A 19,648-nucleotide genomic window follows, 5' to 3' on the forward strand; every position below is an offset into this window, starting at 1 on the left:
CGGTCTTCGTCGTGCCGGAGGGTCGTCAGGCTGCGGTGGTGACCTTCCACAGGTAGCCGTCCGGGTCGCTGAAGTAGCCGTAGTACCCCCACTGCACGGCGGCCGCCTCCTTCACCGCGGTGCCCCCGGCCGCCACCGCCTTGCGCATGACCTCGTCCACCTCGTCCCTCGTGTCGGTGAAGAAGTGGAACGAGACGCCGCGGAACCCGGACCCCTCCGGCGAGACGCCCGCATCCTGCGCCGCTGCGTCCCATTCGTAGAGCGCCAGCTTCGACGACCCGTCGCCGAGGCTGCACCTGACGAACCCCGGGAAGTCCTGGTCGATCTCGCAACCCAGGCCGTCTGCGTAGAACCTCTTGGCGCGGTCCACGTCCTCGACGCCGAGCATGATGGCGCTCACCTGCACTGACACGGTCATCTCCCGTGTGGATGCGGTCGGATGTGCGAGAACCTCGCATCCCGGCACGCTAGGGCGGCCGCCGGCGTCGGCGCTTCTCGATTCCTGATCGGTCCCCCGACCGGGTTTCGCCGGGCTCATCCCGGTGGGCGCAGCCACCGTGCCGCGGCGTCGAAGGTGCCCTCCGGCGTGCTGTTGAAGGCGATCGCGGCATCGGGTGCGTGCCGGCGCACGAGGTTGATGATGCGTTCGAACAGGTCGAGCCGGTCATCGGCCCTGCGCACGCCACCGCCGACGACCACCACCTCCCACGGCCGTCGGTCGAGCGCCTCGGTGACGACCGCCTCGATGTCGTCGCTGCCGTCGAGCCCGAACAGGCAGCTCTCGACGCCGACCCCGGCCTCGGCGAAACGGGCCATCCCGGCGGCGATCCCCTCGGCAACGGGTGTGGGGTCCCACGGCCCGGGCACCCGGTACGGGTCGAGCCCGATCACCAGGACCCGCGGTTCGGGAACGACGCTGTCCACCTGCCCGACGCTAGCGGCACCCGTACGTTCACGTACATGGACGCCACCGCGATCGGACACCGGTTCGTCGACGTGAACGGGCTGCGGATGCACCTGGCCGAGGCCGGGCCGGAGGACGGGCCCGTCGTCCTGCTGCTGCACGGGTTCCCGGAGTGCTGGTACTCCTGGCGCCACCAGCTGACGGCACTCGCGGCGGCCGGGTTCCGCGCCGTCGCCCCCGACCAGCGCGGCTACGCGCGCACCGACGCGCCCGCGGCGATCGAGGACTACACGATCCTCCACCTGGTGGGCGACGCGGTCGGCGTGCTGGACGTCCTCGGCGCGGAGCGGGCCGTCGTCGTCGGGCACGACTGGGGCGGCCCGGTCGCCTGGCACACCGCGTTGCTGCGCCCCGACCGCGTGCACGGCGTCGTCGGGTTGTCGGTGCCGTTCCGTCCGCGCGGCTCGGCCCGCCCCACCGAGGCCTTCGCCCGCCGCTTCGGGCCCGGGTACTACATGCTCCACTTCCAGACCCCCGGCGTGGCGGACGCCGAGCTGGCGGCCGATCCGCGCGCGACGTTCCGCAGGCTGCTCTCGGTCACGTCGGGCGGAACGCCGCCGCCGCGGCCGGTCGTCGAGCCGGGCGGAGGGTTCCTGGGCTTCCTGCCCGAGCCGGACGACCTCCCGGCGTGGCTCACCGAGCAGGACCTCGACACCTACGTCGCCGAGTACCGCGGCCGCGGCTTCACCGGCGGGCTCAACTGGTACCGCAACATCGATCGCAACTGGGAGCTCACCGCGGCCTGGCACGAGACGCCGGTCACCAGGCCCGCCCTGTTCCTGGCCGGTGAGCAGGACCTCGTGATCGCCGGTGTGCCACCCGACGCCCTCGTCGACTCGCTGCGACACACGCTCCCCGACCTGCGCGGTGTCACCCTCCTGCCCGACTGCGGGCACTGGACCCAGCAGGAACGGCCGGAGGAGGTCAGCGCCGCGATCGTCGGGTTCGCCGGCAGCGTCACCACCTGACCGGCACGTCGTCACAGACCGGCGTTCAGGGCCCGCAGCAGCCGGGCGAGCTCGTCGCGCTCGTCGGGGGCGAGGTGCGCGACGAGCCGTTCCTCGGCCGTGAGGAACTCCGCGATGTCCCGATCGATCCGTTCGCGGCCCGCGGGCGTCAGCTCGACCGACGCGGTGTGCCCTCCCGCCGTGCGCCGCGTCTCCACGAAGCCGGCGGCCTCGGCGCGCGCCACCCGCTGGCTGATCGCGCCGCCCGTCACGAGGCACGCCTGCGCGAGCGCGGCGGGGGTCATGCGGAACGGCGCCCCCGACCGCCGCAGCGTGGCGAGCAGGTCGAACGTGGCGCTGTCGATGCCCAGCGCTGCGAGGGTGCGCCTGCGGTGGTCGGCGAACGCCTTCGCGATGCGCAGGACGCGCGCCACGACGCCGATCGCCGTGACGGGCACGTCCGGGCGTTCGCGCGCCCACTGGTCGGCGATGTCGTCCACCGCGTCGCGGTCGTCGTGGCCCACCCCTCAGACTTTAGCTCTAAAGATTTGCTACCGTCGCCACAACACGGTCTTTAGACCTAAAGAGGAGGATCATGACCAGGACCGCAGTGGTCACCGGAGGCGCGACGGGCATCGGACGGGCGGTGGCCGAGCACCTCGTCCGGGAAGGCACCGAGGTCGCGATCATCGGACGAAGGCGAGACGTCCTCGCGGTGGCCGCGGCCGAGATCGGCGCGAAGGCGGTGGCCTTCGACGCCGCCGACCCGGCCGCCGTCACCGCCGCCCTGCCGCAGCTGCCCGGTTCGATCGACGTGCTGGTGAACGCCGCCGGCGCCAACACCGATCTGGCGGCAGAGCGGTCGGCCGACGAGCTCGCCGCCACCCGCGCCTCGTGGCTGGCCAACTTCGAGGCGAACGTGCTCACGGCGGTGCTCGTCACCACCGCCCTGCTCCCCCGGATCGCCGACGGCGGCCGGATCGTCAACCTCGGTTCGGTCACCGCCCGCTCGGGCGGCGGCAGCTACGGCGCGGTCAAGGCCGCGCTCGAACCGTGGACCAGCGAGCTGGCCTTCCAGCTCGGCGAGCGCGGGATCACGGCGAACGTGGTGTCACCCGGACCGACGGAAGGCACGGGGTTCTTCGGCGGGGCGGACTTCCCGCCGCAGCGCCGCGCCTTCGCGGAGAGCCGCAGCGCCGACGGCAGGCTCGGGCGGGCCGACGAGGTCGCCGCGCTCATCGCGTTCGTGGCCTCGCCACAGGCATCGCACCTCACCGGCCAGGTGCTCCACGTGAGCGGCGGGATGCACCTCGGCCGGTGACCGCCGTCAGGGCCGGGCCCGCAGCCCGTCGAGGATGATCTCGGCGAGATGCGCCGAACGCTCGCTGCTCGTCTCCGCGTCCGCGTGGCGGATCGCGGCGAACGCGCCCGCGACGAGCGCCATCACCTCGTCGACGGTGACGTCGGGGCGCACGGCGCCTGCCGCGTGCGCGCGATCGAGCAGGTCCGCGACCTGGCCGGCGAGGTCTGCCGCGACGTCCGGCGCGGCGGTGCGCAGGTCGAACTCGGCGGCGATGAGCGCGCTCTTCACGGCCGCGTTCTCGGCCCCCATCGCGATCATGCGGGAGAGCTGGGTGAAGAGGGCCGCGGGATCGTCGCCGGCGGCGAGCGCCCTCGCCTCCGCCACCAGCCGCTCGAGCTCGTCGATCGCGACAGCGAGGTACAGCGCCTCCTTCGTGGGGAAGTGCCGGTGGACGGTGCCGGGGCCGACGCCCGCGCGGCGCGCGATCTCATCGAGCGAGACGCCGAGACCGTCCTCGGCGAACAGGCGCTGCGCGGTCCGCAGGACTCGCTCGCGATTGCGGCGGGCGTCGGCTCGCAGGCCCCGGTCACTGGACATGTCGGCCCTAGTGTAACCGGGGCGCTGCCCCGTATGGTGCGGGAGCGCAACCGGGGCGGCGACCCGGTTACGGCACCCGGACGGTTCACGAGGAGGCCCTGATGACCGGACGCGATCCCGCAGCCCTGGTGCGGCGGATGCAGGAGTGCTTCAACACACGGCAGTTCGACCAGGCCGACGACCTGTTCACCCCCGGCTTCTTCAGCCATGCGCTCGGCACCACCGGGTTCGAGGCGGGCAAACAGGCCTGGCGTGGCCTCGTCGCCCACTTCCCCGACTACCGCGTCGTCGCCCGGGACGTCATCGTCGACGACGACAGGGTCGCTATCCGCTCCTCGGTCGAGGGCATCCCGGCCCCGGACGACGGCACGCAGCCGATGCTGATCGAGATCTTCCGCGTCGACGACGGCCGGCTCGCGGAGATGTGGGGGCTCGGCCAGGGGCTCCCCCTCGAGAGGCTCCGGTTGCGCTAGTCCACCTCGATCGGCGGCCCTCCGAAGACGCCGAAGCTGATCGCCCAGTAGGCGAGGTAGAGGGCCAGCAGCGTGACGCCGTGCCAGCGCCGCAGCCTGCCCGTGAAGATGAAGTAGGCACCCAGGCCGGTCACGATGATCAGGGCGGGCAGGTGCCAGGTGAGTACCTCCGGGTCGACCACGATCCCCCCGGCCAGGACGATGATGCCCAGCTTGCCGGTCACCGAGAAGACGACGCTGCCGATGACGTTGCCCACGCCGATCTCCGGCACGCCGCGGCGGATCGGTTCGACGGTCAGGAAGATGTCCTCGATGGTGAGGACGGCGGTGGCGATCGTCGCGCCGAAGAGGGTGCCCTCGAGCCCGTAGGTCTCGAGGATGCCCTCGGTGCCGATACCCGTCACCGTGGCGCCGAGGATCAGCCCGGCGAGGGCGAGCACGGCCAGTCCGAGCCGGATCCAGCCGGAGCGGGCCCCGGTGGTGACGAATGGCATCGCGTCGGAGAAGGCGTGCGTGGGCTCCTCGTCCGGGGTGTCCGCGGACGCGACGGCCGTGCCGCCCCCGGTGCCGCGGGCCGCTGCGTACGCCTCGTAGATCTCGACGTCCCGGAAGACCGGGACGTCGCTGCGGGACTCGCGCGCGGCGACCCACGCGATGAACACGACGAACAACGCCAGCAGGACCACGCCGTGCACGGCGGTGAGCGGTGCCATCAGCGTGAACGCGATCATCACCAGCGGTGAGGCACCGAGGACGACGACGTACTCGCGCGGGATGTTCACGCGGGTGGGGGTCAGGAGCGCGGCGAGCGCGAGCACGACCCCGGTCATCGACAGCGCGGTGCCGAACACGACGCCGAGCGCGACGCCCTCGAGGTCCTCGAGGTTGAGCGCGACCCCGAGGAAGACGTCGTCGAACTCGATGCCGGTGAAGATGATCGCGAGCAGGAACACCGACACCCGCAGGCCGCTCGCCACCCCGACCAGGTAGCCGATCAGCTTCTCGGCGCTGAAGATCAACAGCGCGGCACCGCAGACGAAGACGAGGATCGATGTCACGGGACCACCTCTCGGGGATGCGGGCGGGGTGTCAGCACGACCTCCTGTGGACCCGCCGGGTCGTTCGCGGCCCGCACCGCGGCAGTGACGAGCTCGTGGTCCGGGGAGAGGTGGCAGACCGGGTCGGTGCGCGCGGCGTCGCCGGTGAGCTGGAACGCCTGGCAGCGGCAGCCCCCGAAGTCGAGCTCGCGGCGCTCGCAGCCGCGGCACGGCTCGGGCATCCAGTCGGTGCCGCGGAACCGCCGGAAGAGCGGTGACTCCTCCCAGATCCAGTCGAGGGACCGCTCGCGCACGTTCGCGCGAGGGAGCGGGAGCTCGTGCGCGGCGAGGCAGGGCAGGGCATCGCCGTTGGGCGCGACGACGAGCTGGCGGCTCGCCCAGCCGCCCATGCACGGCTTGGGGTAGCGCTCGTAGTAGTCGGGGAGGATGTAGAGGATCTGCATCCGGTCCCGAAGTCGCTCGCGCGCGGCCCGCACCGCCGTCTCGGCCCGTTCGAGCTGCGCCCGGCTCGGCAGCAGGCCGCCCCGGTTGCGCCACGCCCAGCCGTAGTACTGGGTGTTGGCCAGCTCGACGCGGTCGGCACCCATCGCCTCGACCAGCTCGAGGATCCCGTCGATCCGGTCGAGGTTCTGCCGGTGCAGCACCACGTTCACGGTCAACGGCCAGCCCAGCTCCTTGACCGTGCGCGCCGCGTCGAGCTTGCGCTGGTACGACGGCGTGCCGGCCAGCCGGTCGGACAGGACCGGCTCGTCGGCCTGCACGCTGATCTGCACGTGGTCGAGGCCGGCCTCGCGCAGCTGCCCGGCGCGGGCCGGAGACAGGCCGAGCCCGCTCGTCACGAGGTTCGAGTACATCCCCAGCTCGCGGCCGGTCCGCACGAGCTCGACGACGTCGCGGCGCCGCAGCGGCTCACCTCCGGACAGGTGCAGCTGCAGCGCGCCCAGCTCCCTGGCCTCGGCGAGCACCCGTTGCCACTCCGCCGTGGTCAGCTCGTCGCGGTAGTGGGCGAGCTCGAGCGGGTTGGAGCAGTACGCGCAGTGCAGCGGGCAGTCGTAGGTGAGCTCGGCAAGCAGCGCGAACGGACCGTCACTCCTCATCGCGATCGACCTCCACGCACCGCCGCGCGAGGAGCCGGTCGAGGAACCCCCGCACCTCCTCGTCGACGACGCGGGAGTACCGCGCGCCCAGCTCGGCCACGATCTCGGTCACGGTGCGCTGTCCGTCGCACAGTTCGAGGACGGCCGTGCCGGTCGCGTTCAGCACGACGACGGTCTCCGGCGACAGGAGGACGTGCCGCTCCCGCGCCCGGTCGAACGTGAGCCGGACGTGCCGTGCCAGCCGGGGGCGGTCGCGGCTATCGATCTGCGTCGGCCCGGTCCGGATAGGCGGTGTCGATGGCATCGAGCATGCTCCAGAGGACGTCGTTCTTGAACGAGAGCGCGGCGACCGCGGCGGCCTGCTCGGCCGGGGTGCGGCAGTACTCGGTGACGACCTCGAGGGCGTGCTCGGAGTCGCGGGGCGCCTGCGTGAGCCGGGCCCGGAAGTAGGCGAGCCCGGCGGGGTCGATCCACGGGTAGTGCCGCTCGAACGCGGCGAGGCGCTCGGCCATCAGGTCCGGCGCGAACAGCTCCGTCAGCGACGAGGCGACCGCCTCGACCCACGGGCGGGTGCGGGCGAAGGTCACGTACGCGTCCACGGCGAAGCGCACCCCGGGCACGACGTGCCGCTCGTCGGTCACCTCCGCCCGCGAGAGCCCCACCGCCTCACCAAGCGAGAGCCACGCCTCGATCCCGCCCTCGCCTGCGCTCGCGCCGTCGTGGTCGACGATGCGGCGGATCCAGCGGCGACGCACCTGCGGATACGGGCAGTTGGACAGGATGGCGGCGTCCTTGCGGGGGATGTTCGCCTGGTAGTAGAAGCGGTTCGCCACCCAGCCCTGCACCTGCCCGCGGCTCAGCGAGCCCTCGTTCATCCGGCGGTGGAAGGAGTGCAACGAGTGGTAACGCTGGGACTGGGCGCGCAACGAGGCCACGAACTCGTCGGCAGCCACATGATCTGCGTCGGCCAGGGTCGCCGTCATACCTGCACCTCCATGCCGTCCACGGCCACCTCCATGCCGTGCTCCTCGACGGTGCGCCGCTCTCGTGAGTCGTCGAGGAGGATCGGGTTCGTGTTGTTGATGTGGATGTAGATCTTTCGTGGGATCGGCAGCGGGGCGAGTTGCGCGAGGCTCCCACCGGGACCGTCGATGGGCAGGTGCCCCATGTCGCGGGCCGTCTTGCGGGCGAGCCCCAGCTCGATCAGCTCGTCGTCGCGCCAGCAGGTGCCGTCGACGAGCAGGCAGGAACAGTCCTCCAGCTGGTCGCGCACCGGGAGGAAGGCCTGCATGCCCGGCAGGTAGACGGCCGACCGGCCGGTGCGCTCGTCGGTCAGGCGGTACCCGACCACCCGGCCCTTCTCCGCGCCGGAACCGAAGCGGGCCCGCTTGCTCGTCGGCACGTCGAAGGCCCGGAACGAGAGCCCGTCGGCCAGCGAGGCGTCGGCGTCGGGAACCACCGGGTGCCAGCGCACCGGGCAGTACGCCTCGAGCGTGCGCAGGATCGACGTGCCGTCGGCGAGCGTGGCACGCACCGCCTCGGTGGAGTACACGTCGACGCCGCGACCCTCGCGCAGGAGAAGCAGGCCGAGCGTGTGGTCCAGCTCGGCGTCGGTGAGCAGCACCGCCTGCAGTGGCGTCCTGCGCCCGTCCCGCGGGCGCAGGGCGGGGGACGACTCGATCTGGGTCCGGATGTCGGGTGAGGCGTTCAGCACGAACCAGCGGTGCCGGTCGGTGCTCACCGCCACCGACGACTGCGTGCGGGGCCGGCACGGCCTGCTGCCGTCCCTTACCGCCCGGCAGCCCGGGCAGTCGCAGTTCCACTGCGGGAACCCGCCGCCCGCCGCCGACCCCAGCACGCGAATCCACACGTCGCCGTCCCCCTCCCTGGGGGACGCCGCGGGCGACGTCCCCCGGAACCGGTGTCAGTCGTCCATCCGAGCGACGTACATCGTCACCTCGGGCGCGCACGCGAATTCCTCGAACTCGGGGGTCTCCCATTCAGCGAGCTCCACCGGTGTCACCTCCTCTCCGTCGCTGGGTCACGCGATTCCGGGGATTCACTCCTCCGGAAGCGCGAAGGCGATCAGCGCGCTGCCGTGGCCCGCGCCGAGCATTCCGGGCAGGAATCCCTCGGCCCATCCACCCCAGCCGACCGGCACGGCGATGTACTGCCGGCCGTCCACGCTGTAGGTCGACGGGCTGCTGTGGTGGCCGCTGCCGCACTGGAACTGCCACAGCTGCTCGCCGGTGCGGGCGTCGAGCGCGACGAACTCCCCGGTCGGCTTACCCGCGAACACGAGGTCGCCGCCCGTGGCCAGCGTCGACGCGCACATGGGCAGGTCGTTGCGGTAGCGCCACTTCTCGTCGCCATTGGCGTCGAACGCACTGATGGACCCCGCCATGTCCTCGATGTCCACCTGAACGCCCGCGCCCCAGTAGGGGATGCTCTCCTTGAACTCCCGGCGGCGCCGGGTGGCGGTCGCCCCGGTGTCCTGCACCGGGACGTAGAAGAGCTCGGTCTTCGGGCTGTAGGAGGCGTGCGTCCATTCCTTGGCACCCGCCGGGCCCGGGTAGAAGTGGACCGGTTCTCCTTCCTTGTCCGGGTAGACCTTGGCCGTCACCTGACCTTCCCTCGTGATCGCGCCCCACGTGATGCGGTCCACGAAGGGGGTGATGCCGACCCGCTCGCCGTTCGTGCGGTCGAGGACGAAGAAGTATCCGTTCTTGTCGAAGTGCCCGAGCAGTTTGCGCCCGCCCGACTCGAACAGGATGCATTCCGCGATGCTGTCGTAGTCCCACAGGTCATGCGGCGTGCACTGGTAGTGCCAGCGGATCTGGCCGCTGTCCGCGTCGACCGCGACGATGCTGTCGGTGAAGAGGTTGTCGCCCTCCCTGACCTCGCCGTCGAAGTCGGGCGCCGGGTTGCCGGTGCCCACGTACAGCAGGTTGGTCTCGGCGTCGAAGGTGCTGGTGAGCCAGCAGTTCGCGCCGCCCCGCGCCCATGCCTCGCCGTCGGATGGCCACGTCTCGGAGCCGGGCTCGCCGGGCTTCGGGACCATGTAGCAGCGCCACTGGTGCTCGCCGGAGTCGACGTCGAACGCGTCGAGGTGGCCGCGGACACCGAACTCACCGCCCGAACTGCCGACGATGACCAGGTTCTTCACGACCAGCGGCGCGACCGTGGCGCTCTCCCCGGCCCGCACGTCCCCGTAGGTCTTGTCCCATACGCGCTTGCCGTTGGTGGCGTCGAGCGCGAGTACGTGGGCGTTCGCGGTGACGAAGAAGACCTTCCCCTTCGCCACGGCGACCCCGCGGTTCACGTTCCCGCAGCACAGGGACACGTCGAATGGGACCGCGTGCTTGTAGCGCCAGATCTCCACGCCCGTCTTCGCGTCGAGGGCCCACATCCAGCCGTCCCAGCCGGAGACGAACATGATCCCGTCGACGACGATCGGCGTGGCCTCGAACGAGTAGGTCGACGCACCCGCGATCAGGCCCGTCGTGCCGGCCTGGAAGACCCACGCCGGAAGGAGCCGTCTGACGTTCTCCGTGTTGATCTGGTCCAGCGGGCTGTAGCGCTGCCCGTTGTACGCCCCGTAGTAGGTGAGCCAGTTCTGCGGCTCCTCGCGGGCGTTGAGGATGCGCTCGTAGGTGACCTCGGCCACCACCGGTGGGGCGACATCCGCACCCGGGGTCTTGTAATTCAGCAATGCCTGGTCGATGGCCTCGCCCGCGTCGACGTAATCAGCAGTCGTCATGTCATCTCCTCCTTCCTACGGCCGCGGCTGTTCGGGCCGGTCGAGTCGGGCCTCCGGTGGTACCTCGCCGAGCACGACGATCGCGCCGGTGAGCCCCCGGCCCTCGTCGTTGCCGGTGGGCGAGCTGAACCAGTAGTAGCCCGGTCCGTCGAGGTTGAGCGTCGCCCGTCCCCGGGAATGGTTGACCAGCCAGATGAACTTCCGGTCGCCATTGCTCGGCAGGAGCGCGCAATGCGTGTTCAGGTCGTCGTTGATGAGTGTGAGTTCGAGATCGCCGCCGTGCGGAAGGACCAGGACCGACGGGTCCCAGCACAACTCGTCCGGGTTGATCCGGACCGTCGCCTCCATGCGGCCGTCGCTTTTCTCCGTGGCCTGCGCAATGTTCCCGGTCGCCAGTACGCGACCCAGCGCCGCCTTGTTCTGGCCGTCCAGGCCGAGCTTGCCCATCAGGGCACTGCGCTCCTGCGCGGTACTCGTCACCGGCTCCACCTCCTCATACGGAACTTTTGTCGGAATCGCTCGTCATGCGACTTCCGGTTTGAGAATGACCTTCGTGAAACCCTCGGCCTGCCGCTCGACGCTCTCGTAGGCGCTGGGCGCCTCGGCGAGCGGCAACTCGTGGGACACGACGAAACCGGGGCTGGCCCGGCCCTGCGTGATCAGGTCGCGCAGCTGCCGGTTGTACCGCTTGACGTTCGCCTGCCCGGTTCCCACGCGCAGTCCCTTCTCGAACAGCGCGTCGAGCGCGAAGGGCAACCGGCCCGGATCCGACGGCACGCAGTGGCCGGGCACACCGAGCGAGCCCGCGGGGCGTACGACCTGCACGAGCAGGTTCAGCGCCTGGTTCGGCGCGGCCGCCGGTTCCGACCGGTTCCCGGACGCCGCGACGACCTGGTGGCCCGTGGCGTCGATCCCCCGGTCGGTGCCCTCCCCTCCGGTCAGGTCCCTGATCTGCTGGACCGGGTCCCCTTCGGCGAGGTCGATCGCGACCGCGCCGATCTCCCGGGCCGTGGCGAGCCGCGCGGGCACGCGGTCGACCACGAAGACCTGGGCGGCACCGCGCAGCAGCGCGCAGTACGCGGCCATCAGCCCGAGGGCCCCGGCGCCGAACACCGCAACGGTCTCCCCCGGGGAGACGCCCGCGAGCTCACACCCGTGGTAGCCGGCGGCGAAGACGTCCGCGAGGAGCGTGTAGTCCGACTCGTGATCGATTCCCGGGGGCAGGAGCATGCAGTTGAAGTCCGCGAAAGGCACCCGCAGGTACTCGGCCTGACCTCCCGGATAGGGTGCGATCGCGGAGTTTCCGCACACGCCGAGAGCGACGCCCTGCGGGTTCACGGTCAGGCAGAAGCCGCTGAGGCCGGCCACGCAGTTCTTGCAGAAGCCGCAGGCGATGTTGAACGGCATCACCACGCGATCGCCCCGCTCCAGACCGGTGACGCCGCTGCCGACGTCCTCGACGATCCCGAGGTTCTCGTGGCCGAACACGATCCCGGGCTCCGCCGCGGTCCGGCCCTCGTACAGATGCAGGTCCGAGCCCGAGATGCCGGTGGACGTGATCCGCACGACTACGTCGTTCGGGTGCTCGATGCGCGGATCGGGTACCTCCTCGACGGCGAGGTCGAAGGGTTTCCGGTACACCACCGCCCGCATGAACCTCCTGCCTCCAGTCGTGGCCGTCGTGTCGCGCGTTCAGCCCCTAGGAGCACCATCACCCGATCGTTAACCTGGGTTGCGCCTCGATGTGGCGGCAGGGCATTCGGGCGGTGTTCATCCGGGTGGAGTCATTCGGTGCGCGCCTGGTGATCTCCGATCCTGGAGCGCTCGGTCCGTCACCCATAGGGAGTTGGGATGAACGGCGCCAAGGGCCCAACGAGCGGGGCGACACCCGCAACGAGCGGTGTGGCGCTCGCCGACGCCGACGTCCGCGCCACGAGTGCCGCCTGGGAACGATTCGCGGCCGGGGCGGAGTCGGTGGACGGGGTGCGGCCCGAGATCCTCATGTCCTGGTACCGGTGCCGCGAGGAGTACGAGGTCGACCCGCACCTGGATCGCGCACCGCCCGCGGCGGAGGTGGGCGCGCACTCGATCGACCACGACGTGGTGTACGCCGAGCTCGGGGGCATGGCGGCTTCCGCGGCCCGTGAGGTGGACGGGCTGGACGGCATCGTCACCGTGGCGGACGGCGACGGCCGGATCCTCGGGACGTGGGGCAGCAGGCGCATCCTCCACCAGGCCGCCGACAGCAACCTCGCCCCGTGGTCCACGTGGTCGGAATGGGCGAGCGGCACCAACGGCATGGGCACGGCCCTGGAGAGCCACCGCCCGGTGCTGGTGCGCGGCCCCGAGCACTGGTGCCAGGGGTTCCACGAATGGGTGTGCGCCGGTGTCGCGGTCCGGGACGTCGTCACCCACGAGCCGCTGGCAGTGCTCGACGTCTCCTGCTGGAACAGCCCGCTGTCGGCGGACGTGCTGCCCTGGCTGGGCAAGGTCGCCGCGGCCACCGAGGCCAAGCTGCGGCAGCGGGCCCACCACAGCGGCACGCTCCTCGCGGCCGCCCTCGGCGACCTCCGCGTCGCACCCGAGACCCCGCTCGCCGCCGTGGACCTGGCCGGGAGCGTCGTGCTCGCGAACAGCGAGGCCGCCGTGCTGATGGGCACCCCGGCCGACCAGCCCGCCTACGCGCCCGCGCACCGCTTCACGCCCCAGCTCTCGGCGCTGCCGATCCTGGTGCGCCGCGCGGTGGAGCGCGCCCGCAAGGACCCGGACTGGACGGGGTCGACGCAGGTCCACGTGCCGTTCCTGGACATCACCGTCCCGGTCGTGGTCCGGCCCGTCTTCACCGGCACCCAGCTGATCGGCATGCTGCTCGCGTTCGGGTCCGCCGGTTCCTCCGGCTGCGAGCAGCCGGCCGGCTACCTCGTTCCCGCCGCGACGACGGGCCCGCTCCCGAGCCGGGTCGTCGCACTGCGGGACGACCGCTGGGTACTGCTGGACCCCCGCGAGATCCGCTTCGCCGAGGCCGACCACAACACCGTCTGGCTGGCCACCGACCAGGGCCGACTCGTGGCCGCGACGCGAGGCCTCGACCGCCTCGAGCAGCAGCTCGAGGACAAGGGCTTCCTCCGCGTGCACCGCCGGTTCCTCGTGAACCTCAGCCGGGTGCGGGAGGTCGAGCAGGGCTTCAAGGGCGCGCTCTTCCTCGCCACCGACGCCCGCTCGCGCGAGACGGTGCCGGTCTCGCGCCGGCACGCGTCGCAGCTGCGTCAGACGTTCGGGCTCTGAGCGGAGCGGCCGCTCAGAGCTTCAGGAGCACGTTGGAGCAGCTGGAGAGGTCGATGCCCTTCTCGTCGACGTCGAGGCTGGTCAGCACGCCGTCCTCGACGATCGCCGCGTAGCGCTTCGAACGCCTCCCGAGCCCGAAGCCGCTGCCGTCCAGCTCGAGGCCCATGGCCGCGGTGAACTCGCCGTTGCCGTCGGCGAGCAGCACGATGTCGTCGCCGACGCCGTGGGCCTTGCCCCAGGCGTCCATCACGAACGGGTCGTTGACCGCGACGCACGCGATCGTGGTGACACCCTTGGCCTTCAGCTCGTCCGCCCGCTCCACGAACCCGGGCAGGTGGATGTTGGAGCAGCCCGGCGTGAACGCGCCCGGCACGGCGAACAGCACGACCTTCCCGGTGCCGAGCACCTCGCCGCTCTTCACGACGGTGGGGCCGTCCGCGGTCATCGTGCGCAGCTCGGCGTCGGGGAGCCGGTCGCCAACGGAGATCGTCATGCGGTTCAACCTACGCCGGACGCTCCGCCCGTTCCGCGAGCGCGTGAGCGGCACCACGCGGCACCACGACCACCGGCACCGGCGAGTGCCGCACGATCCGCGACGAGCGGGAGCCGATGAACACGTGCTCGAGCGGGCCCGCGGTGCTGGACCCGACGGCGAGGAGGTCCCCGTCCTCCCAGCCGATGTCCTCGATCGCTCCCGCCCAGTCGCTGCCGTACCCCACCGCCGACGCGAGCGCGGACGGTTGCCGGGGCAGCCGCTCGACCTGCTCCAGGACGGCGCGCTGGGCCCGCTCGACCTCCGCCGCCCACTCGCGCGCCACGGCGTCCTCGGCCCGGGAGCCGATCCCGGCGGTCAGCGGCGTGCGCGGGCGCACGGCGAACGACGCGACGCGCAGCGCGGCCTTCGCCCGTGCGGCCACGCCCGCGACGGCGACGACCAGCTCGTCCGCGCCCTCGGTGGCGTCGAACGCGGCCGTCACCCGGCGGACCGTGGCATCGGCCCGGCAGCGGAAGCCGCGGGGGCCGAGCACCACCGGGAGCGGTGAGCTGTGCAGCAACCGGTCCGCAACGCTGCCGAACGCGACGCGCCCGAGCACCCCCGCCGTGGACGAGCCGAGCACGAGCAACCGGGCGCCGTGCTCACGCGCGACGTCCAGGAGGCCCACCGACGTCGAGCGCGCCCTGGCGACGACGAACGAGGCCGGGCGGTCGCCGGGCACCAGGCGCCGGGCCTGCTCGATCGCCTCCTGGGCGCTGCGGTCGAGGTACTCCTGGTACTCGGCGTCGACCCGCGCCATACCGGGCGGCCAGGGCGGCGGCACCACCGTGCACAAGAGGAGGTCCGCGTCGAGCGAGCGGGCGAGCATCACGCCGAGGTGCACGGCGGCCGTCGCGCGCTCGTCGCGGGGCAGCCCGACGAGGACGGTCATGACATGTCCTCGCGCGGCGTCCCGGCAGCCAGCCGCGAATGCCGGATCCCGTAGGTGAAGTACCAGACGAGCACGATCGCCACCCAGATCCCGAAGACCGCGACCGTGATCGGCCTCAGGTTGCTGATGACCCAGAGGCACCCCAGCACCGACAGGATCGGCGTGACCGGATAGCCGGGGACCCGGAATCCGCGCGGCAGATCGGGTGCCGTGCGCCGCAGGATGATCACGCCGATGGAGACGACGAGGAACGCCACGAGGGTGCCGATGCTCGTCATCTCGGCGAGGAAGTTGATCGGCAGGAAGCCGGCGAGCAGCGCGATGGCGACCGCGACGACGATCGTGTTGTTCACCGGCGTCCTGGTGCGGGCGTTCACCTGCTTGAAGAAGCCCGGCAGCATCCCGTCGCGACCGATCGCGAACAGGATGCGGGTCTGGCCGTAGATCACCACGAGGGTGACGCTGAAGATCGAGACGATCGCCCCGGCCGCGAGGACGGTGCCGGGCCAGCTGGCGCCCACCACGTCCTCCAGGATGGCGGCGAGCCCGGCCTCCTGCCCCTCGAACTCCGCCTGGGGCTGCGCGGCGACGGCGACCACGGCGACCGCCACGTAGACCGACGTGACGATGAGCAGCGCGAGGATGATGGCGATGGGCATCGTCCGGCGTGGGTTCTTCACCTCCTCCCCCGCGGTCGACACAGCGTCGAGGCCGACGTAGGCGAAGAAGATGATGCCGGCGGCACCGGTGACGCCCGCGATCCCGAACGGCGCGAAGTCGGCGAGGTTGTCGGTGTTCCAGCCCGTGATACCGATGACGACGAACATCACCAGTACGGCGATCTTGATGACCACCATGACCGCGTTGACCGTGGCCGACTCGCTCGCCCCCCGGATGAGCAGCAGGGCGCACAGCGCGATGAGCACGACGGCGGGCAGGTTGATCAGCCCACCGCCCTCCGGCGACTGGGACAGCACATCCGGGATCTGGAAGCCGAACAGGTTGCCGAGCAGCTGGTTGAGGTACTGCGACCAGCCGACGGCCACCGCCGCACCGGACACGCCGTACTCGAGCAGCAGGCACGCCGCCACCCCCATGGCGACGACCTCCCCGAGCGTCGCGTACGCGTAGGAGTACGACGACCCCGACACCGGGACCGCACCCGCCAGCTCCGCGTAGCACAGCGCGGTGAGGCCCGCGACGGCTCCGGCGATCACGAAGGACCAGATCACGGCCGGCCCGGCGACCGGCACGGCCTCGCTCAGGATGAAGAAGATGCCCGTGCCGATCGTCGCCCCGACCCCGATCATCGTGAGCGGGAACAGCCCGATGGTGCGGGCGAGCTGCCCACCGCCGTGGCCGTCGACCCCGGTCTCCGCCGCCATCACCTCCACCGGCTTGCGGCGGAAGGCCTGGTGCAGCAGCGGTGCCATCGCCATCTCCTCGGTCGGGGCTCACCACGATCCAGGTCAGCCGGGCGGGACGCGAGCCCCCGAACGGAGGCTGCGCCTGATCAGGAATCGGGACCCCGCCCCGGTCGCGGTCACGCAGGGTGGGAGCCTCATCACATGTGCGACCCCATCGCGCGGCTGTTCGACCTGATCGCCGACGGCTACGACGAGGACGTCCCGTTCTACGCGACGATCGGCCGCCTGCTCGTGCAGTGGGCGGAACCGGCGGCGGACGCGCGGGTACTGGACATCGGGGCGGGCCGCGGCGCGATCACGCGGGCGCTGGCCGAGTCGCGCGGGGCGGCGGGGTCGATCGTGGCGGGCGACATCTCCCCGCGGATGCTGGAGCAGCTCGCCGCGCTGCAGCTGCCCGGCGTGGAGACCCGGCTGCTGGACGCCCGACGGCTCGATCTGCCCGATGCCTCGTTCGACATGGTGTTCGCCGGGTTCGTCCTCTCGGCCATCCCCGATCCCGCCCGGGCCATCGCAGAGCTGGCGAGGGTACTGCGCCCCGGCGGGCAGATGCTGCTGTCGGCGCCCGGGCCGTGCTCAGCGGACGAATGGTGGGTGCGCTACGGGGAGATCGTCGACGAGTTCACCGCCAGGGTGGACAGCGGCCTGGCGCCCGAGGCGGAAGCGGTCCCGGTGTCGGCCGACGTCGCCGCAGACGCACCTGCGCACACCCATGACGACGTGGCGACCGAGTTGGAACGGATCGGGCTGCGCCCGGTCGCGCACACCCACGCCGAGGTCGAGCTCCCCATCGACGGCCCGGAGGCGTACTGGCGGTGGCTGCAGATGCACGGCAACCAGTGGATCCACGACGCGCTGTCCGAGCCCGACCGCGCCGAGTTCCGCGATCGGGTCCTCGACAGCCTGCAGAACCTCCACCCCGCTCACGGCAAGCGGCTGATCGCGGGTGCCGTCTTCGAGCGGCTGGAGCGCGTTTGACCCCTCGGGCGAGGCACCCGGTCGCGCATCTGGCGAACCTCGACCTGAACCTCCTGGTCGCGCTGCGCGAGCTGCTGCGGGAGCGGAACGTGACGCGCGCGGCGGCGCGGATCGGGGTCTCCCAGCCGGCGGCGAGTGCGGCGCTGTCGCGGCTGCGCCGGCACTTCGACGACGAGCTGCTCATCCGCGCGCGTTCCGGCTACACGCTCTCGCCGCTCGCGATGCAGCTCGCCGACCAGGTCGAGACGGTGTGCGCCGCCGCCGAGCGGCTCTTCGCCACGGGGCGCGCTTTCGACCCGAGCACGTCCCGCCGGGAGTTCACGCTCCTTATGGCCGACTACACGATCGCCGTGCTCGGCAGGCACCTGTCGACGACGATCGGCGCGCAGGCCCCCGGCGTCGACCTGCACCTGCGGCTGGTGCGGGAGGCGTTCGCCCTGGACTTCGCCGAGACGATCACCCTGATCGACGGCATGGTGTCGCCGCCCGTCGAGAAGTTCGAGCTGCCGTCCGTGCGCTCGGTCGAGCTGTTCACCGACCGCTGGGTCTGCATCGCCGACGCCGCCAACCCCGACGTCGACGGCGGGATCACGATCGAGCGGCTGGCCGAGCTGCCGTGGGTGGCGCCGTTCCAGCCCGACCGCGGCAACCCGACGGCCGCCCCGATGAGCCGGCAGCTCGCGCTCTTCGGCATCCGCCCCGAGATCCGCGTCCGCGTCGAGAGCTACCAGGCGGTGCCCTACCTCGTCGCAGGCACCGACCGCGTCGCCCTCCTCCAGGAGCGGCTCGCCACGCAGGTGGCCGGCCTGCTCGGGCTGCGGGTCCTCCCCTGCCCCGGCGATCCGGAGCCGATCGTGGAACGTCTCTGGTGGCACGCCGACCGCGACGGCGACCCCGCGCACCGGTGGCTGCGTGAGACCGTGATCGCCGCAGCAGCACGCCTCTGAGCTGGGAATATCTGTTCAGCTGATAGCGCGTAGACGGATTGACTATTTCCTCGCGGTCCGCGCGGGTTCCTAGCGTGTGACGCATGCCGCACCCGCTCACCGACCTCCCGGTCCACACCGTCACGCGTCCGGAAGGGAACGCGACGCACGAGGTCACCGCCGACGTCTGCGTCGTCGGCGCCGGCATCGCGGGCCTCTCGGCAGCCGTCGAGGCGGCACGGCTGGGCCGCTCCGTCGTGCTGGTCGACGCGTTGCCCGTGCTGGGCGGGCAGATGGTCAACTCGCTGATCGGGCTGTTCTGCGGTGTCTTCGGCAACGCCCCCGAGCACCGCCAGCTCACCCACGGCCTGTTCGACGACGTTTTCTCCGACCTCGGCGCCACCGGCGACCTGTTCTACAACCGGGGCCACACCACCACCGTCGGCTACGACGAGGTGCGCCTCGGCCGGTGGGTCGAGCAGACGGTTGCCGCCCACGGCATCCAGGCGATCACGGGCGCTGTGATCGTCGGCGTGACGCGGTCGGCCGACCGGATCGACGCCGTCCGCTTCGCCACCCGCTACGGCACCGTCGAGGTCACCGCCACCGGCTTCGTCGACGCCAGCGGCGACGCCGCCCTGGCCTGGGAGGCCGGGTTGCCGTGCCGGCTGCCGGAGCGGGAGATCTACGGCAGCCAGCAGCTCGTCGTCGAGCACCTCGACGAGAGCCGCCGCCCCGACCCCGCGGAGCTCGCCGCCCGGATCGGGGCGAAGGCCGAGGAGTTCGGCCTGCACCGCCACGACGGGCTCGCGTTCTTCTTCCCCGGCCGCGGCACCGCGGTGCTCAACATGACCCACATCGAGGCCCCGCTCGACCCGATCGCCGCCGCGGACGCCCAGATCCGCGGCAAGGAGCAGGCCGACCGGGCCATCGCGCTGTTGCGCGCGGAGTTCCCCGACGTCTTCGGCAACGCCCGGGTGCGCAGCTACGGCTTCCCGGGACGCCGCCAGACCCGCTGGGTGGCCGGGGTCCACCAGCTCACCGTCGACGAGGTCCGCACCGGCACCCGCTTCCCCGACGCGGTGGCGCGCACGGCGTGGCCGATCGAGCTGCACGACACCCCGCAGGGATACGTGTGGGAGACGTTCGGACCCGACCACGTGCACTACGTGCCGCTGCGCGCGATGACCCCGCCCGACGTGCACAACCTGCTCGTCGCCGGCCGCTGCATCGACGGGGACGCGGCGGCGCTGTCCAGCGTGCGGGTCATGGGGCCGTGCGGCGCCGAGGGCTTCGCCGCCGCGCACGTGCTCGACCTCGTCGGCAAGGACAGCGTGCACGACGTCGATCTCGGGTCACTCGCCGAGCGCGTCGCCGCGAACGTCGAAGGCTGAGATCCCAGGAAGGAC

General features: G+C 71.7%; 23 protein-coding genes. 7 read left to right on the plus strand and 16 right to left on the minus strand.

The genetic code is table 11. The features are described from left to right. Positions 1–25: 25 nt before the first annotated feature. Positions 26–412: a VOC family protein gene (locus FHX44_RS41135; RefSeq protein WP_147260689.1), complete on the minus strand. Its 387-nt coding sequence runs from the start codon at positions 410–412 to the stop codon at positions 26–28. A 122-nt stretch (positions 413–534) separates the two neighbouring features. After that, the gene (locus FHX44_RS41140) at positions 535–924 is read right to left on the minus strand and encodes a hypothetical protein (RefSeq protein WP_147260690.1); all 390 of its coding nucleotides are present in this window, start codon (positions 922–924) and stop codon (positions 535–537) included. Between the two features lie 36 nt (positions 925–960). On the opposite strand from FHX44_RS41140, the gene FHX44_RS41145 reads away from it, so the two are divergent. Continuing rightward, entirely contained in the window at positions 961–1,932 is a 972-nt protein-coding gene (locus tag FHX44_RS41145) for an alpha/beta fold hydrolase (RefSeq protein ID WP_147260691.1), read from the plus strand. Between the two features lie 11 nt (positions 1,933–1,943). On the opposite strand, the gene FHX44_RS41150 is transcribed toward FHX44_RS41145, so the two are convergent. After that, positions 1,944–2,435 carry a MarR family winged helix-turn-helix transcriptional regulator gene (locus FHX44_RS41150; protein WP_147260692.1) on the minus strand — a complete coding sequence of 164 codons (492 nt, stop codon included), beginning with the start codon at positions 2,433–2,435 and terminating at the stop codon, positions 1,944–1,946. A gap of 71 nt (positions 2,436–2,506) precedes the next feature. On the opposite strand from FHX44_RS41150, the gene FHX44_RS41155 reads away from it, so the two are divergent. After that, a complete protein-coding gene (locus FHX44_RS41155) occupies positions 2,507–3,232 on the plus strand; it encodes an SDR family NAD(P)-dependent oxidoreductase (RefSeq protein ID WP_147260693.1) in 726 nt (241 codons plus the stop codon). A gap of 6 nt (positions 3,233–3,238) precedes the next feature. Here FHX44_RS41155 and FHX44_RS41160 read toward each other — a convergent pair whose 3' ends face one another. Further along, positions 3,239–3,811 (minus strand): TetR/AcrR family transcriptional regulator, encoded by a 573-nt coding sequence (locus tag FHX44_RS41160; RefSeq protein ID WP_147260694.1) that lies wholly within the window; start codon positions 3,809–3,811, stop codon positions 3,239–3,241. Between the two features lie 101 nt (positions 3,812–3,912). Between FHX44_RS41160 and FHX44_RS41165 the strand changes: the two genes are divergently transcribed. Next, the gene (locus FHX44_RS41165; protein WP_147260695.1) at positions 3,913–4,284 is read left to right on the plus strand and encodes an ester cyclase; all 372 of its coding nucleotides are present in this window, start codon (positions 3,913–3,915) and stop codon (positions 4,282–4,284) included. On the opposite strand, the gene FHX44_RS41170 is transcribed toward FHX44_RS41165, so the two are convergent. The 9 genes from FHX44_RS41170 to FHX44_RS41210 are packed head-to-tail and all read right to left on the minus strand — an operon-like array spanning position 4,281 to position 11,852. Beyond that, on the minus strand, positions 4,281–5,342 hold the full coding sequence (locus FHX44_RS41170) for a sodium:calcium antiporter (RefSeq protein WP_147260696.1): 1,062 nt from the start codon (positions 5,340–5,342) through the stop codon (positions 4,281–4,283). The two genes, FHX44_RS41165 and FHX44_RS41170, sit on opposite strands and share 4 nt — an antisense overlap. After that, on the minus strand, positions 5,339–6,439 hold the full coding sequence (pqqE, locus tag FHX44_RS41175; RefSeq protein WP_147260697.1) for a pyrroloquinoline quinone biosynthesis protein PqqE: 1,101 nt from the start codon (positions 6,437–6,439) through the stop codon (positions 5,339–5,341). The genes FHX44_RS41170 and pqqE overlap by 4 nt, the downstream gene beginning before the upstream one ends. Further along, positions 6,429–6,743 carry a pyrroloquinoline quinone biosynthesis peptide chaperone PqqD gene (gene pqqD, locus FHX44_RS41180; RefSeq protein ID WP_147260698.1) on the minus strand — a complete coding sequence of 105 codons (315 nt, stop codon included), beginning with the start codon at positions 6,741–6,743 and terminating at the stop codon, positions 6,429–6,431. Before pqqD ends, pqqE begins: the two co-directional genes overlap by 11 nt. Then, the gene (gene pqqC, locus FHX44_RS41185) at positions 6,697–7,422 is read right to left on the minus strand and encodes a pyrroloquinoline-quinone synthase PqqC (protein WP_147260699.1); all 726 of its coding nucleotides are present in this window, start codon (positions 7,420–7,422) and stop codon (positions 6,697–6,699) included. Before pqqC ends, pqqD begins: the two co-directional genes overlap by 47 nt. Continuing rightward, entirely contained in the window at positions 7,419–8,309 is an 891-nt protein-coding gene (gene pqqB, locus FHX44_RS41190) for a pyrroloquinoline quinone biosynthesis protein PqqB (RefSeq protein WP_147260700.1), read from the minus strand. The genes pqqC and pqqB overlap by 4 nt, the downstream gene beginning before the upstream one ends. A 54-nt stretch (positions 8,310–8,363) precedes the next feature. Next, positions 8,364–8,453: a pyrroloquinoline quinone precursor peptide PqqA gene (gene pqqA, locus FHX44_RS41195; protein ID WP_246121799.1), complete on the minus strand. Its 90-nt coding sequence runs from the start codon at positions 8,451–8,453 to the stop codon at positions 8,364–8,366. A 45-nt stretch (positions 8,454–8,498) separates the two neighbouring features. After that, positions 8,499–10,199: a PQQ-dependent dehydrogenase, methanol/ethanol family gene (locus tag FHX44_RS41200; protein ID WP_147260702.1), complete on the minus strand. Its 1,701-nt coding sequence runs from the start codon at positions 10,197–10,199 to the stop codon at positions 8,499–8,501. Between the two features lie 15 nt (positions 10,200–10,214). Beyond that, positions 10,215–10,679: an MSMEG_3727 family PQQ-associated protein gene (locus FHX44_RS41205; RefSeq protein ID WP_147261899.1), complete on the minus strand. Its 465-nt coding sequence runs from the start codon at positions 10,677–10,679 to the stop codon at positions 10,215–10,217. 42 nt (positions 10,680–10,721) lie between these two features. After that, positions 10,722–11,852, minus strand: coding sequence for a glutathione-independent formaldehyde dehydrogenase (locus FHX44_RS41210; protein ID WP_147260703.1), 1,131 nt, complete (start codon positions 11,850–11,852; stop codon positions 10,722–10,724). 198 nt (positions 11,853–12,050) lie between these two features. Here FHX44_RS41210 and FHX44_RS41215 point away from each other — a divergent pair, with 198 nt between their 5' ends. Further along, entirely contained in the window at positions 12,051–13,484 is a 1,434-nt protein-coding gene (locus FHX44_RS41215; protein WP_147260704.1) for a DNA-binding protein, read from the plus strand. A gap of 13 nt (positions 13,485–13,497) precedes the next feature. On the opposite strand, the gene FHX44_RS41220 is transcribed toward FHX44_RS41215, so the two are convergent. Genes FHX44_RS41220 through FHX44_RS41230 form a run of 3 tightly spaced genes read right to left on the minus strand, consistent with a single transcriptional unit; the run spans position 13,498 to position 16,344 of the window. Then, on the minus strand, positions 13,498–13,977 hold the full coding sequence (locus FHX44_RS41220; RefSeq protein WP_147260705.1) for a peroxiredoxin: 480 nt from the start codon (positions 13,975–13,977) through the stop codon (positions 13,498–13,500). A gap of 10 nt (positions 13,978–13,987) precedes the next feature. Beyond that, entirely contained in the window at positions 13,988–14,911 is a 924-nt protein-coding gene (locus FHX44_RS41225) for a universal stress protein (protein WP_147260706.1), read from the minus strand. Then, entirely contained in the window at positions 14,908–16,344 is a 1,437-nt protein-coding gene (locus FHX44_RS41230; RefSeq protein ID WP_147260707.1) for an APC family permease, read from the minus strand. Before FHX44_RS41230 ends, FHX44_RS41225 begins: the two co-directional genes overlap by 4 nt. 135 nt (positions 16,345–16,479) lie before the next feature. Between FHX44_RS41230 and FHX44_RS41235 the strand changes: the two genes are divergently transcribed. The 3 genes from FHX44_RS41235 to FHX44_RS41245 all read left to right on the plus strand — a co-directional run bounded on the left by FHX44_RS41235 (position 16,480) and on the right by FHX44_RS41245 (position 19,633). Then, the gene (locus FHX44_RS41235; RefSeq protein WP_147260708.1) at positions 16,480–17,313 is read left to right on the plus strand and encodes a class I SAM-dependent methyltransferase; all 834 of its coding nucleotides are present in this window, start codon (positions 16,480–16,482) and stop codon (positions 17,311–17,313) included. Then, the gene (locus FHX44_RS41240) at positions 17,310–18,260 is read left to right on the plus strand and encodes a LysR family transcriptional regulator (protein WP_147260709.1); all 951 of its coding nucleotides are present in this window, start codon (positions 17,310–17,312) and stop codon (positions 18,258–18,260) included. Before FHX44_RS41235 ends, FHX44_RS41240 begins: the two co-directional genes overlap by 4 nt. Positions 18,261–18,343: 83 nt before the next feature. Beyond that, positions 18,344–19,633, plus strand: a complete 1,290-nt coding sequence (locus FHX44_RS41245; RefSeq protein WP_147260710.1) for an FAD-dependent oxidoreductase — start codon at positions 18,344–18,346, stop codon at positions 19,631–19,633. Positions 19,634–19,648 lie beyond the last annotated feature (15 nt).

It is taken from the genome of Pseudonocardia hierapolitana (assembly GCF_007994075.1).
Taxonomy (GTDB): domain Bacteria; phylum Actinomycetota; class Actinomycetes; order Mycobacteriales; family Pseudonocardiaceae; genus Pseudonocardia; species Pseudonocardia hierapolitana.